At 43.0% G+C, this 13,877-nt stretch carries 15 protein-coding genes and 4 pseudogenes; 13 read left to right on the top strand and 6 right to left on the bottom strand.

Annotated elements, in window-relative coordinates:
• Positions 1-35 precede the first annotated feature (35 nt).
• The 6 genes from moaC to groL all read left to right on the top strand — a co-directional run bounded on the left by moaC (position 36) and on the right by groL (position 4,600).
• Positions 36-524 carry a cyclic pyranopterin monophosphate synthase MoaC gene (gene moaC, locus BAZ21_RS07760; protein ID WP_068499029.1) on the top strand — a complete coding sequence of 163 codons (489 nt, stop codon included), beginning with the start codon at positions 36-38 and terminating at the stop codon, positions 522-524.
• 113 nt (positions 525-637) lie between these two features.
• Positions 638-1,120, top strand: coding sequence for a MogA/MoaB family molybdenum cofactor biosynthesis protein (locus BAZ21_RS07765; RefSeq protein WP_007429268.1), 483 nt, complete (start codon positions 638-640; stop codon positions 1,118-1,120).
• 60 nt (positions 1,121-1,180) lie between these two features.
• Positions 1,181-1,432, top strand: coding sequence for a twin-arginine translocase TatA/TatE family subunit (locus BAZ21_RS07770; RefSeq protein ID WP_068498715.1), 252 nt, complete (start codon positions 1,181-1,183; stop codon positions 1,430-1,432).
• A gap of 90 nt (positions 1,433-1,522) precedes the next feature.
• Positions 1,523-2,290, top strand: a complete 768-nt coding sequence (tatC, locus tag BAZ21_RS07775) for a twin-arginine translocase subunit TatC (protein WP_068498718.1) — start codon at positions 1,523-1,525, stop codon at positions 2,288-2,290.
• A gap of 327 nt (positions 2,291-2,617) precedes the next feature.
• Positions 2,618-2,899 (top strand): co-chaperone GroES, encoded by a 282-nt coding sequence (gene groES / locus BAZ21_RS07780; RefSeq protein ID WP_007429271.1) that lies wholly within the window; start codon positions 2,618-2,620, stop codon positions 2,897-2,899.
• 72 nt (positions 2,900-2,971) lie between these two features.
• The gene (gene groL, locus BAZ21_RS07785; RefSeq protein WP_068498719.1) at positions 2,972-4,600 is read left to right on the top strand and encodes a chaperonin GroEL; all 1,629 of its coding nucleotides are present in this window, start codon (positions 2,972-2,974) and stop codon (positions 4,598-4,600) included.
• A gap of 69 nt (positions 4,601-4,669) precedes the next feature.
• On the opposite strand, the pseudogene BAZ21_RS29545 reads toward groL, so the two are convergent.
• A pseudogene (locus tag BAZ21_RS29545) lies at positions 4,670-4,916 on the bottom strand (tyrosine-type recombinase/integrase); the annotation flags it as partial.
• Between the two features lie 483 nt (positions 4,917-5,399).
• On the opposite strand from BAZ21_RS29545, the pseudogene BAZ21_RS28895 reads away from it, so the two are divergent.
• From BAZ21_RS28895 to BAZ21_RS07810, 5 genes and pseudogenes are all read left to right on the top strand, one after another.
• Positions 5,400-5,761: pseudogene (locus BAZ21_RS28895) on the top strand (phage holin family protein).
• Positions 5,762-5,802: 41 nt separating this feature from the next.
• Positions 5,803-5,991: a hypothetical protein gene (locus tag BAZ21_RS07795; protein ID WP_256020100.1), complete on the top strand. Its 189-nt coding sequence runs from the start codon at positions 5,803-5,805 to the stop codon at positions 5,989-5,991.
• A gap of 88 nt (positions 5,992-6,079) precedes the next feature.
• Entirely contained in the window at positions 6,080-7,123 is a 1,044-nt protein-coding gene (locus BAZ21_RS07800; RefSeq protein ID WP_068498723.1) for a fibronectin type III domain-containing protein, read from the top strand.
• A 679-nt stretch (positions 7,124-7,802) separates the two neighbouring features.
• A pseudogene (locus tag BAZ21_RS07805) lies at positions 7,803-8,250 on the top strand (NucA/NucB deoxyribonuclease domain-containing protein).
• Between the two features lie 130 nt (positions 8,251-8,380).
• Entirely contained in the window at positions 8,381-8,761 is a 381-nt protein-coding gene (locus tag BAZ21_RS07810) for a hypothetical protein (RefSeq protein ID WP_068498724.1), read from the top strand.
• A 261-nt stretch (positions 8,762-9,022) separates the two neighbouring features.
• On the opposite strand, the gene BAZ21_RS30380 is transcribed toward BAZ21_RS07810, so the two are convergent.
• The 3 genes and pseudogenes from BAZ21_RS30380 to BAZ21_RS07820 all read right to left on the bottom strand — a co-directional run bounded on the left by BAZ21_RS30380 (position 9,023) and on the right by BAZ21_RS07820 (position 10,393).
• Positions 9,023-9,133, bottom strand: coding sequence for an IS3 family transposase (locus BAZ21_RS30380; RefSeq protein ID WP_444939609.1), 111 nt, complete (start codon positions 9,131-9,133; stop codon positions 9,023-9,025).
• 15 nt (positions 9,134-9,148) lie between these two features.
• Positions 9,149-9,628: pseudogene (locus BAZ21_RS29550) on the bottom strand (IS3 family transposase); the annotation flags it as partial.
• 51 nt (positions 9,629-9,679) lie between these two features.
• The gene (locus BAZ21_RS07820) at positions 9,680-10,393 is read right to left on the bottom strand and encodes a hypothetical protein (RefSeq protein ID WP_068498729.1); all 714 of its coding nucleotides are present in this window, start codon (positions 10,391-10,393) and stop codon (positions 9,680-9,682) included.
• A 309-nt stretch (positions 10,394-10,702) separates the two neighbouring features.
• Here BAZ21_RS07820 and BAZ21_RS07825 point away from each other — a divergent pair, with 309 nt between their 5' ends.
• Entirely contained in the window at positions 10,703-11,590 is an 888-nt protein-coding gene (locus BAZ21_RS07825) for an AraC family transcriptional regulator (RefSeq protein ID WP_068498731.1), read from the top strand.
• Between the two features lie 97 nt (positions 11,591-11,687).
• Positions 11,688-13,013, top strand: a complete 1,326-nt coding sequence (locus BAZ21_RS07830) for a prolyl oligopeptidase family serine peptidase (RefSeq protein ID WP_068498733.1) — start codon at positions 11,688-11,690, stop codon at positions 13,011-13,013.
• 131 nt (positions 13,014-13,144) lie between these two features.
• Here the strand turns inward: BAZ21_RS07830 and BAZ21_RS07835 are convergent, their stop codons facing one another.
• Complete coding sequence (locus BAZ21_RS07835) at positions 13,145-13,696, bottom strand: hypothetical protein (protein WP_068498735.1); 552 nt, start codon at positions 13,694-13,696, stop codon at positions 13,145-13,147.
• Positions 13,675-13,872 carry a hypothetical protein gene (locus tag BAZ21_RS07840; protein ID WP_068498736.1) on the bottom strand — a complete coding sequence of 66 codons (198 nt, stop codon included), beginning with the start codon at positions 13,870-13,872 and terminating at the stop codon, positions 13,675-13,677. The genes BAZ21_RS07835 and BAZ21_RS07840 overlap by 22 nt, the downstream gene beginning before the upstream one ends.
• Between the last annotated feature and the right edge of the window lie 5 nt (positions 13,873-13,877).

Genomic DNA, 13,877 nt, shown 5'->3' on the forward strand with positions numbered 1-13,877 from the left:
AGTATCTGGTATGTGAAAGGAGCTGTGAGGGAGTCGTGGATTCCTTTACTCATTTTAACGAACAGGGACGGGCCCGTATGGTGGATATTTCGGGCAAAGCGTCTACAGTTCGTACAGCAGTCGCCGTGACACAAATTACGATGAATCCGGCTACATTGACGGCTGTGAAAGAAGGAAGAATCGGCAAGGGCGATGTTCTTGCTGTAGCGCAGGTCGCAGGGATTCAAGGCGCGAAAAAAACGTCGGACTGGATTCCGATGTGTCATCCGCTGGCCCTGACAGGCGTAAATATTACTTTTTCCGATAATGGATATGATGTGCTCCATATTGAGGTTGAAGTGAAGACCGAGGGTAAGACAGGTGTAGAAATGGAAGCTTTGACAGCGGCTTCAGCCGCGGCGTTAACCGTGTATGATATGTGCAAGGCGCTGCAAAAAGATATGATCATCGGCCCTACCATGCTGCAATCCAAAACAGGCGGCAAGCATGGGGATTTTCAAAGGGAGGACCACCGGGAACCTTGACATAGATAACATTGTCGCCGAGAGGGTACTGTGATGTGATGGAGGATGCAGCGTGGCTGTTTCTGATTTTCAGAAGAGAAAGTATTCTTTCATGATAGGAGAAGGGTGATCTTATGGTGTGGAAAACGGCGATCCTGACAGCCAGTGATAAAGGGGCAAGAGGAGAGCGTGAGGATACAAGCGCACAGGTCATCCGGGAGCTCGTCGAAGAAGAACTGGGCGGAGAAATTGTAGAGTACCGGATCGTTCCCGATGAACCGGATGAAATTATTGCGGCTTTAATCGAAATGACCGATTATTTTCATGCAGACCTGGTACTGACTACGGGCGGAACCGAGCTGGCAATCCGTGATGTGACACCCGAGGCAACTCGGCGGGTCGTGGAACGGGAAGTGCCAGGTATGGCGGAAGCGATGAGAATGAGCGTGATGCAGAAAAATCCGGCGGCTATGCTATTCCGAGGAATTGTGGGAATACGTGGGCGCACACTGATTGTAAATTTACCGGGTACGCCCAAAGGTGTGCATGAAAATTTGGCGGCTATTATGGATCAGCTCCCGGAGGCGCTTCTTATGGTGACAGGCCAGTTCCGGTAGAAGGCAGCACTTGTGTGTGGTATGATACCCGTAAGGATTGATTAAGGAGGATTGCTGCACATGCCCAATATTGGAGCACCGGGTTATATTTTGTTGATTATTCTGGCCCTGCTGCTATTTGGCCCGAACAAGCTGCCTGAGTTGGGACGAGCTGTGGGCCGTACATTCCGTGAGTTTAAAAATGGGGCACGCGATATTTTGTCCGAAGACGAACGGACGGAACGTAAAGGCGTCAAAGATAGTGTGGTTCAAGCATCCCAGCCGACGTCTTCAGAAGTTCAGCCTCAGCCTGAGGATAAACGGTTGTCGTAAATTTATGAACATGAGCCTCTTCTTCAGGGAAGGGCTTTATTTTTTAGGGTTGCTACAGTACAGCGTTCCGTTCGGAAGGGAGGAGTGGGCTTGGCCCCATCAGAGCAAGAAATGTCGCTAATGGAGCATCTGGGCGAGCTTCGTCGCAGAATTATTTATGTGCTGATTGTATTTGTCCTGGCGCTGGTTGGCGGCTTGTTCGCGGCGGGGCCTGTCTATGACTGGCTTATTCGCTCCGGTTCGGCACAAGCTTTTCAGCTGAATGCATTTTCCTTTTGGGACGGGATCGGTATCTACATGAAGATTGCTATGATCATCGGGATTGCAGTGGCGCTGCCGTTTGCATGTTATCAGCTATGGAAGTTTGTCAGCCCTGGATTGCGGCCGCAGGAGCGGAGTGCGACGTTACGTTATGTGCCATATGTGCTGCTGCTGTTCATCATGGGTACAGCTTTTGCCTATTTCATTATTTTCCCGATGGCGATTCAGTTTACGTCGTCTGTCACCAAAAGCATGGGATTGCATGAAACGTACGGTATCTCGCAGTATTTCACCTTTATGTTTAATATTGTGCTGCCTGTGGCGCTCTTATTTGAACTCCCGTTGCTAATCATGTTTCTGACGGGGATTCATGTTTTAACTCCGATGCGGCTTCGCAAATGGCGGAAGATTTCTTATTTTCTGCTTGTGTTCGTCGCGGTTGTCATTACCCCGCCGGATTTTATATCCGATTTTTTGGTGGCGATCCCGTTGCTGGTGCTATATGAAGTGAGCGTGTACTTGTCATCGGTCGTGTATCGCAGGCAACTGCGTGCACAGGAGGAACGGGAGGCCCAAATGCGTGTAGTACATGAATAGTGAGGCAGGACCTGAACGGGCTTGGTAAAATGATTTTTTCAGGTCCTGTAGCTAAAATGGCAACTTGCAGATCATGAAAAGCAGCGGTTGGACTGCCTTCAAAATAAGCATTCGCCCCGGACAACGGTTATTTTTAAGTCAGATGGAAATAATCGAGAAGGGCTGTCCGTAAAAATTCCCATAAAAAATACATTAGGGACTTGAAATTCAATCTCAAGTTGAGTATCATAAAGTTGGTTGTTAGCACTGACGACTGTCGAGTGCTAATACATACAGCATAACAACCGAATTAAAGAATAAAACACTTAATAAGGAGGCTATTTTTTCATGATCAAACCTTTGGGTGAACGCGTATTGGTGGAAGCAATTGAGCAAGAGACAACGACTTCCTTCGGAATCGTACTTCCTGACTCTGCCAAGGAAAAGCCGCAAGAAGGCAAAATTATCGCGGTTGGCGCAGGCGCATTGAAAGACGGTGCCCGTATTCCTCTGGAAGTAAAAGAAGGCGACCGTGTCATTTTCTCTAAATACGCTGGAACGGAAATCAAATATGAAGGTAAAGAATATTTGATTATGAAAGAAAGCGATATCCACGCGATCATCGGTTAACCGGAATCCGGACAGGACCTGAATATAGGAATCGAACAAATCATTCATAATCCATAGGGAGGTTTTACACAAATGGCTAAAGACATTAAATTCAGTGAAGACGCTCGCCGCTCCATGCTGCGCGGGGTAGATGCATTGGCTAACGCTGTTAAAGTAACACTCGGTCCGAAAGGCCGCAACGTTGTACTTGAGAAAAAATTCGGTAGCCCGCTCATCACCAATGACGGTGTAACGATTGCAAAAGAAATCGAGCTGGAAGACGCATTCGAAAATATGGGTGCTCAACTGGTTAAAGAAGTAGCAACCAAAACCAACGATGTAGCTGGTGACGGTACAACTACAGCTACGGTTTTGGCTCAAGCCCTCATCACAGAAGGTTTGAAAAACGTAACTGCTGGCGCAAGCCCAATCGGTATCCGCAAAGGGATCGACAAAGCGGTTAAAGCGGCTGTTGCTGAACTGCAATCCATCTCCAAACCAATCGAAAGCAAACAATCCATTGCACAAGTAGCCGGAATTTCCGCTGCTGACGATGAAGTAGGCGAACTGATCGCTGAAGCTATGGAAAAAGTGGGTAAAGACGGTGTCATCACAGTTGAAGAATCCCGCGGTTTTGCAACAGAGCTGGAAGTCGTTGAAGGTATGCAATTTGACCGTGGCTACATTTCCCCGTACATGATTACAGATACGGACAAAATGGAAGCTGTACTGGACAATCCGTATATCTTGATCACAGACAAGAAAATCACGAACACACAAGAAATCCTGCCATTGCTTGAAAAAATCGTACAACAAGGCAAGCCGCTCGTCCTGATCGCTGAAGACATCGAAGGCGAAGCGCTGGCGATGCTGGTTGTCAACAAACTGCGTGGTACATTCAACGCTGTAGCTGTTAAAGCTCCAGGCTTTGGTGACCGTCGCAAAGCAATGCTGCAAGATATCGCTGCCCTGACAGGCGGTCAAGTGATCACGGAAGAACTGGGTCTGGACCTGAAAACAGCTTCCGTAGACCAACTGGGTACTGCACGTCAAGTGCGTATCACGAAAGAAAATACGATTGTGGTTGACGGTGCTGGAAACAAAGCCGACATCGACGCTCGTGTAAGCCAAATCCGTACACAATTGGAAGAAACCACTTCCGAGTTCGACAAAGAGAAGCTGCAAGAGCGTCTGGCTAAATTGTCCGGCGGCGTAGCAGTAATCAAAGTCGGTGCGGCTACTGAAACAGAATTGAAAGAACGCAAACTGCGCATCGAAGATGCCCTGAACGCAACCCGTGCTGCGGTTGAAGAAGGTATCGTATCTGGTGGCGGTGTAGCGCTCCTGAACGTATACAATGCGGTTGCAGCCGTTGCACTGCAAGGCGACGAGCAAACAGGCGTAAACATCGTGTTGCGCGCTTTGGAAGCTCCGATCCGTACGATCGCTGCTAACGCAGGTGAAGAAGGTTCTGTCATCGTTGAGCGTCTGAAACGCGAAGAAGTTGGCGTTGGTTTCAACGCAGCTACTGGTGAGTGGGTAAACATGATCGACGCAGGTATCGTTGACCCTGCGAAAGTAACTCGTTATGCATTGCAAAACGCTGCATCCGTAGCAGCAATGTTCCTGACTACCGAAGCAGTTATCGCTGACAAGCCAGAACCAGAAAAGGCTGCAATGCCTGATATGGGCGGCATGGGTGGAATGGGCGGCATGATGTAACAAAGGGCCTGAAAACCCTTGTTACAGCAAGGGTTTAGGGGATTGTTACAATGATTTGTTAACGATTTGTTAACACTGATCAGATTTTTTTGAGGCTCTCATTAGTTCGCTGAACTTTTGAGCAGCCTCTTTCTTTTTGGCTTAGTTATATGAAGGTATATTCTGCGTGTTATCTCGTCATTGCATGTCCTTTCCGTTGCATGATTTATGCGAGAGAAACTTCAGCTTCACCTAATAGCGACGTGTGGGTGTGACGAAGTGAATGCGGGGTGAGATCAGGATTAAGACCAGCTAGTTTTAAGAGTCTCTTCATCCTATAGTACCATCCTTCTTAGGCTTTCCATGAACTCTATAATGATTCAGCTACTTTTCCGATAGTTCCTCAAAGGTCATTTTGTTTTCTTCTTTTATAAAAAGGTGGCGGTAGCGGAAGCAAATCCTGGAGTTCTCTGGTCAATGGTACTATGGAGAGAGATCAGGTGTTATATAGCAGCTAGCTTTAAAGGTACGGTCACTGCTTACAAATGGCTTGCAATAGGATAAGGGGGGCATGCCAGCAAAACAAACAGAGCAAGAGTAATCAGCGTATCCAATCGGATACGCTTTTTTTATGTCCCCGGGTGATCGGGGGTTTTATTTTGCAAAGGGGGAGCAAGTAATGAGCCTAATAAAAATGTTTGGCAGCATCATGTGGGCCGCAATGTAGGCACATCAGGGAAGGAAGCAGCGGCCAGGGGGCTGGTCTGCGCTTGTCGGACTGATAATTGCATTTTCGGGCGGATGGGATAAATCACTGCAGGTGCTGCTTATATTGATAGCGTTAGATTATATTTCTGGAGTTGCAGGAGCTATTAAAAATAAGAAAGTGGACAGCAACGTGATGTTTTGGGTGGCATCCGTAAGGCTACGGTTCTGATGGTCGTAGGACTGGCCGCACGATTGGACGATTGGTTACAACCAGGGTCACCGATTTTCCGGACGGCAGCAATCTATTTTTATACTGGTCGTGGAGGATTATCATTAGCCGAGAATTTGGGGGTCTGCATTAATGCCGAGGCTGCAGGAGTGCTGGACACAGCAAACGATGGCTCTTATGACTTTTACCGCATAGTCACTTTACTCGACCGGGCTGGTATATTCAAGAAGGGAGGTGCTGCATAATGACAGACTGGAAACGCAAATTGTACAGCCGAAAGATTTGAGTGCTGCTGGCTGCGCTGATAACAAGCTTGTTTACTGCTCTTGTGGCCAGTAACGTCACGGTGATCCGGGTAACTGGGGTGATCGGAGCATTTGGTGCAGTGATTGCGTACATTCTTGCCGAGGCTTATGTAGAAGGAAAGTCCGCTAGAGCTACGAGTACGGGCGATTGGAAATATGAATATATTTGATTATTTTCATAGACCAGCAAGTTTATATTTAACATGTCACAAGGAACATATTATCTTAAAATCTGTTCAATACTAGGAGGAAAATAGTGTGAAGAATAATATTATAAAAGCGGTAATAATGTTCAGTTTGTTATTTTTATTTGGTGGGTCAATGGTATATGCAGCAGATGAAAATAGAACTGTTGATGGAATGTTAGGAGTTAGACCTCCTGAAGGAACAGCAGTACAAGTCAGTAGTATTAGCAATGCTAGGCCAGGAGAATATGCATTTGATAATGATCTAAAAACATATTGGAATAGTAAAGGTTACTCAGAGTATTTGCAATTAATTTTCCCGGCACCGATTACTCTCAAAAACGTTCAATTAGCTGTTGTGGTAAGTCCCAACCTATCTAATGTTAACTATACAATTTATGGTCAAGTAAATGGAACTTGGGTTCCCATTAGTAGTGCCAAAAAAGTTAAAGTTGAACAGAAGCTTAATCAAGCGAGTATTTTACCCCCTTTTGATGTGACACCAGGTAAGTATAGTGGTATAAAAATTGCTGCTGAATCTTCTGATACATGGATTGCCATAGGCGAGATAACTCTTGGAAAATTCCAAACTCAGGGATTGACAGCCACTTCTGGAGACAGTCAGGTTACTTTAAAATGGGATCAAGTTGAGAATGCAGAAAGCTATACAGTAAAATACGGAACAGAATCAGGTAAATACATCGAAACTGTAACAGCAACAAAAGATTCCTATGGCAACTTCGTTATTCCAGAGTTAACTAACGGAACGAAATATTACTTTGTTGTAAGTGCTAAGGTCAATGGTGTGGATTCTGAATACTCCAATGAAGCATCTGCAACTCCACAAGGAGGTGGTCAAACTGACCCCGAGCAACCCTCAGGCAACCGTGCAATTTTGGTGGTCACTATGACAACTGGTCTGGAAAAAGAGTTTGACCTGAGCATGAAAGAGGTCAACGACTTTATCGCTTGGTATGAGAGCAAACAGTCTGGAGCTGGATCAGCTTCATATGCCATTAATAAGCACGACAATAATAAAGGACCATTCAGCAGCCGAAAGGATTATATGCTGTATGATCGTATTCTTACGTTTGAAGTAAGTGAATATTCAAAATAAAACGAAATCCCCGCTAACCTTAATAGGTCGGTGGGGATTTTGAATTACATACAACGCTTTTTATATTCATGAACCCCAAAGAGGCTGTCTGCTGAAATTCCTCTTCGAAATCCTTCTCGCAGACCGAGGCCCCGCCAGGAGCCGCAGCTTGAATATTATGTTATGTGATGTTAATCAACTTCGGAAGGATACATTACAAAATGTTTGTTAACAACGGTTATGCGTAATTCAAATTGTACATGTTAAGCCACTGAACTTTTTTTAAGAGTCCTGAAGATTATTTTAATTCTTTCTGCAATTCCAAAGAGTTTCATTTCATGCACTCACATGAGTGCGACTAATCTTATTTGGTCGTCTAATTTTTAATTTTGTTTCACTCTTTGTAACTATTTAATTTATGTCGCTCTTTATTTTCCTGTCTGCTAGTTCTTCTCTCAAAAATTTCTGTAATATTTTCGAAAAATTTAATCCTGCTGCTTCTGCATCTACATTCAAACCATGAGGTAAACTTAATGTTTTTTTTACATATTTTATTTTTTCTTTTAATGAGCATTTGGCTGGATAAATAGGGGCCCTACCAAAGCATTTAATATGTAAATATAATGAAATGAGTTACAGAAAAAACACCCTTTATTTACTTATTTTAGGGTGTTTTTTACGTTTAGGGGGAGGTATACATATGTTTAGATGGATATTTACCGTACTGATAACAGTTCTATTAGCTGGCTGCAGCATACAGCAAGATGCTGCTAAGCCCGCTAAAAATGAGCCTGTAGCTGCTCCAGTAACACAGGTGTCAGGCAGACACCGTCAAGTTGGAATTTCCGTCAGCAAAATATCCCGAGACTGCCCAGCACATTAAAGAGGCCATAGCAGCAGGGAAGTCGTCAGTATGTACAATTGACCGTGAAGGAGCCGAGCATAACCGCGAGCTATCTCTTAAAGGCGTACTCACACGCAAGGGTAAAGATTGTGATGAATGGCCTATGGCGATGCGCGAAGAAGGTGGAGAGGGTGCAGATATTAAATACATAAGCCCAAAGGATAATCGTGGAGCTGGATCATGGGTAGGTCACAAGCTGGACGAATATCCTGATGGGACACGAGTGAAGTTTATCGTTAAATAAAGGATAAGGATTTTATCTGCCAAAGTCTGATAGAATCTTTTTTAGCAGGACAAGTTTCCCCTTACTTCGACACGCTTGGAATAGTAGATTTATTATGTAATCATAATAATATACTAGGAGGTATTACTGTATGAAAAAGTTTAAACCTATGTTGCTAGTAATGATTGCTGTTTTTCTAATGTTTGCTACAAGCGCTTCAGCCTCAAATTACGTAACCAAAACTAAGTGGAAAAACGAAACCTACGCCCAAAGTGACATTATTCATACAAATGGCGGAAAAGTTAGATTACGTGGTGGTTATACTGGCCCAGGTAAAGCCACAATAATGTTTATGTACTCTATTGACGGTACATCCAGATATGGTCCAATAGGTACATATAGTTTTGACACTTTTATGAGTGGGAGATCATTTACTGATTATGTTGACGTACCTAGTGGGGGTTATTTCTACGTAGTCATTACAGGAGATGAAACTGCAGAAGCATACGGGAGAATAGACGACAAGAAATAAGTTTCGCTAAAGAGAAAAATATTGTGGGACCGTGCTCAGAAGGTCATTATGCCGCTGGGTGATGCAAACAGATACTTCAAACAATAAAAAAACCCTGGATTGCTCCGGGGCTTTTTTATTGAAGGATTTCTCAAACTATTCACCGAATACCTATCCTGAGGTGATCAGCATGAATCATACATATAAAGTGTTGAAATCGGATATCGAACTATTTGCGGCTACCTTAAGTCAGGTAAGAGTATATGGATTGTCAACAGAAAATCAAACAGCTTTTTTAAGGGCTTCATTTCGATAATGGACAGAGGTCATATTCCCCAAGGTTCCATGGATTCGATGCTTGTTGTACCCGTTTACGTAATCAAAAAGCTCCAATTTCAGATGATGAAGACCTCTGTCTGTGTGGAACCATTGAATCTGACGCAAGTCGCCTTTCACGGTCGCAAAGGCACGGGAAACCAGTGCTGTGTCCTTATGGGGACCTGCATATGGCCGATGATTTCTCGATTGAACAGATCCACAAGCACACAAATATAGTGCATTGGTTCTGAACCTTCACATAGGTCAGGTCACTGACAACGAAGCGCTTCGCTTCAGTTTGGGTAAACTCACGATTCGGCGTCTGGAAACGACCAGCCCACGTTCGTGGAGCTTGACCTTGATTTTTCGGGTGCCGTAGGCTTTTCGATTCTTGTGGAAGATGTCCACAATGGCTGTGGCCACGTCGTCTTCCTTCGCTTGTTCTTTGGTTTCATAGTAGTACGTGCTTCTTGCGATTTGCAGGACGTCGCACATTGCTGATCCCGAGTATTTATCCCGATTGTTCTGGATGATAGCTACTTTCGTCCCATGATCAGCGCGGCTTGTTTTAAAATATCGTTATACTTTCGGGCTTTTCTAAGCGTTTGGAAATATATTTTGTTATTCTTTGTTTTTCAATTCATCGGGCAGCCCTGTTTTTGTAAATAACATGTGTACATACATTTTATATTGTTTAGAAAAATCTTTTGCATTAGTCAATTCCTGAACCACTGTATCTATGTGTGTATCGTCCGACTCCTTAATGTACTTTAATAAATGTTCGTATGCTATAAAGCGAGAAGTGTAGTATCCATTTGCACTTCTTAACATGTTTTCCAAGTCGTATTTTAGGTCATTATGTAACCCGTCAGGAATTTTTATTGAATTAATTTTTTTAATTGTCTCTTTATATTTCTCATTGACCCGTTGAATTTCCTTGCAAATGGCAGAATCATCGACTTTATCAGCCTTCATCATGTCGAAAACCCCGTTGCCTTGGTACTCATAGGGAGTCATTTCGTTTTCGTATTTATTAATGAGACTTTCAATTTGAAGAGCGTTTTTCTTATCAACTTCACTGTATGAAGGCGTGCTCTCAACATCTTCATTGCTTACTTTAGAAGATACATCAGCTTGTGCTTGAGTTAAGGCTTTCTCAGATGCTGGTTTGGACTGATCGGCAGGTGTAGCTATGAAAAGTATGACTAAACTCAATAGTGAGATTAAAAAATTCCATTTGGCTTTTTTAGTTCGCTTGAATAGAGAGACTATTCCCCAAAGGAGAAAAAGCACAAAGGAAGCCGAACTGATTACAATTAAAAACGAAGAAAACATTTTTCTTTACATCCTTCTATGACCCCATCGGCTGGGAATTTGCTCATTTTATCTTGTTAAATTTATTATCGAAAACTGACAATGAATATGTAACACTTTGTAGATTTTTACATGCTGTTTTATTATGACTTAAAATGAAAGCGTTGACATAACTTTCAACCCACTATATACTTAGCATAGTTAACTGCATAGCATTAGGATTGTTACTGTTACGCAGGCAAAACCTAAGGAACAAAATGTTAAGATCCAAGGATCTTATGTATTTTGTTATACTTAGGTTTTTTTGTTTATAGAGAGAGGAGTGATAATTTGGAATACAAATATGAGCTGGTCCAGGCTGACAATCATTTTCCGTTAAAAATTATAGTTCATTCCTCAAATGAACCAGCATACATACCCAGGCATTGGCACGACAGCATAGAAATATCCTATGTGCTTTCAGGAAGAATCGACAATATCTACATTGATGGCGCGAATTTAAGCTCCAAAGAAGGAGATATTGTGCTCATCAATTCGAATGCTATTCATTCCTTTTCTGTGGCTAAGGGAGAAGGAAGAGAGGCTATAACCGTCCTGATCCCTTCTGGATTTATTAGAGAAAATGTTAACAGCAGTAACCCCGTTTCATTTGACTGTATATCCATTTTCGAAACCAACGAGCAGAGATTGCAGCAATTTGCGGAGCTGCGTGATTTGCTAGACACATTATTTGCGGCTTACCTCAACCGGCATAATGACCCTTTAGAACATATCCATTTAACGTCTCTATCTTATAAGCTGGTGTATCTTTTATTAATGCATTTTAAAATTGACAATGAATCTATCCGCGGCTTTAATTCCAATAAATATTTGGAACGGCTGACGTTGATCACCGATTATATCCAAGAGAATTACGATCAAAGCTTATCCCTGGATTCCATAGCCCAGGTTTTTGGGTTATCTCCCGAGTATTTGTCCCGTTTCTTTGTCAAGCATGTAGGTATGACCCTATTTCAATATATCAATGCCATCCGTCTGGAGAGATCTTTTCGGGTTCTTATGAATACGGATCATTCCATCATCCAAATTGCGCTGGAGCACGGGTTTCCGAACGAGAAATCGTTTGTCAGGGTATTTAAGAAGGTTTATCAGGCAACACCGCATCAATATCGAAAAGGGAACAAAGGGTATTCTTTGGGGCAAGGAGTCAGTAATTGACCCTAATTAGGTTAATAAAAGACAGGATGCAAATAAAAGAATTTATTAAAATAATGAATGTAAGCGTTTTATAAATGGACCTAGGAGGTAAGACATCATGTTTAAACGGTTTAAAAAGGCTACTAAAACAACTATGTTAATCACTTTGGCTTTCGGTACGACCCTGGCTTTCAGTTCTGGTGCATGGGCCAAGGATGCAAAGATACAGCCCACCTCATACCGGACGGTTGCGGAGGTTAAGGATTGGGGAGCAACCATTACTAAGATTATTGTTAACTTGGGTAAGCCGGTGCCCAAAGATGCGATAACAAAGGATACATTTAAGGTGCATGTAGAAAGAAGCGATAGCAGGCTGGTAAATCCCTTTGTTGAAAAAGGCAACCGGAAGATCACCAAGGCCTATGTATCGGACAAAAACGGCAACCCTGTAAAGAAAAACGGGAGCTACGTTGTGTTGGAAATGGAGATCGGTCCGGCCATAACATTAAGCTCTGCTATTCATTATGATGCAGGCTCCGGGTTTAACGCATGGATTGATAACAAATACACGATCACGCAGCAAAAAGCTATTAAAACCCAATCAGGAACGATTTCCGGCTTGAAGATTGATACTTCTACAGGTGAGATACGGAAGCTTGTTGACCAATTTACAACCGGCAAAGCTTCTTATGACGGGGTTAATTTAACCTATGCGGACTATGCACCGGCAAAAGACAAAGTGAAAAATCCTCTAGTGATCTGGCTGCACGGTATGGGAGAGGGAGGCACAGATCCAACCATTCCGATTGCCGGAAATAAAGCAGTGAATTTTGCTTCTAAGGACATTCAATCCCATTTTGGCGGGGCTTATGTGCTGGCACCTCAGACCCCAACCTACTGGATGGATGGCTTTACAGGCTTCGGAGACGGCACCTCCAAGTACGAGCAAGCATTGATGTCCTTAATTAAGGATTATGTGGCCAAGAACAAAGACATTGATACAGATCGAATCTACATTGGTGGAGACTCCAACGGCGGTTATATGACCATGCTGATGATCCGTGATTATAAAGACTATTTTGCAGCAGCCGTGGTCGCGTGTGAAGCCTTGAAGGATAGTCTTATTACTGATGAACAAATTAACGAAATGAAGAACCTGCCGATCTGGTTTGTGGCTGCCAAAACCGACACCATAGTACCGCCCAACGATTATATGATTCCAACCTACAACCGTTTGGTGAATGCCGGAGCAAAGGATGTCCATATGTCGTTATTTGACAACGTAGTGGATACTTCCGGCTTGTACAAGAAAAGCGATAAAACACCGTATGAATACAATGGCCACTGGTCCTGGATTTACGTGTATAACAACGAAGTATCAGAGGTGATTAACGGAAAGAAAACAACGATGATGCAATGGCTGGCCTCCAAAACATTGGACTGAAAAGTATAGTTATGTAGTTTCCGGATCATCGTGTCCGACACGCTTCATAGCTTCATAGGTACATCGTTAAAAAGTAAAGCCCCTCATCAGCTTGTGAGAGTGATGGGGGGCTGGTCAATTTATGAATATGTTTAGACAGACAACTGATTCAGAATTTTTTCCAGGGTTTGGGTAGATACGCCAGCTTCCAAATACAAGGAATAGCTTTTATGATTTTGCGTCCATGTTGCCTGATTTACCACATTATTATTTCCCTTTATTGTTACAGGTATACCATTTATATCCTTCTTGGAGGCTTGACTATAAACTTCATAATTTCCGCTAATATCCTCGCTGCCTTCGGCAACTCTATAATGAATAGTATCCTTGCCATTGCTATAAGAAACTTCAACGACTGAATTGCTAATGACTTGAATCAGATCTTGCTTGTATGCATCAGTAAGGATTGAAGGTGCATAAGTTGCAAAGCCTACAGATTTTTCAGCAGCTTGTAATGTTTTAAATTCTACGAGCGGATTTGGAATTTGTACATTTTCCTCTTGTGGTGTTTTAATAGTAATTGTTTTTTGGGTAACGTTAACCGTTTTAGGATTGGAGAAAAGAACATTATATATTTCTACTGGAACATATACGTTGCCTTTTACAGTTGTAGGAGCTGCACCTAATTTGGTTGGGGCGGACATACCAATCGCATATCCAGTTTTGTACCATTAATTAAAACCTGGTATTGGCTCTGATTGTTTTGTTTAGCCTGAGTAACAGGTGGTTTGGCTATTAAAATAGGTTCTGCGGCAAAGGCTGCCTGTGAAGCAGAAAGTAAGGTTAAAGCACAGATTGCGCTAATTGCTGTTTTTTTCATTTTAA

Source organism: Paenibacillus kribbensis (assembly GCF_001705305.1).
Lineage (GTDB): Bacteria > Bacillota > Bacilli > Paenibacillales > Paenibacillaceae > Paenibacillus > Paenibacillus kribbensis_B.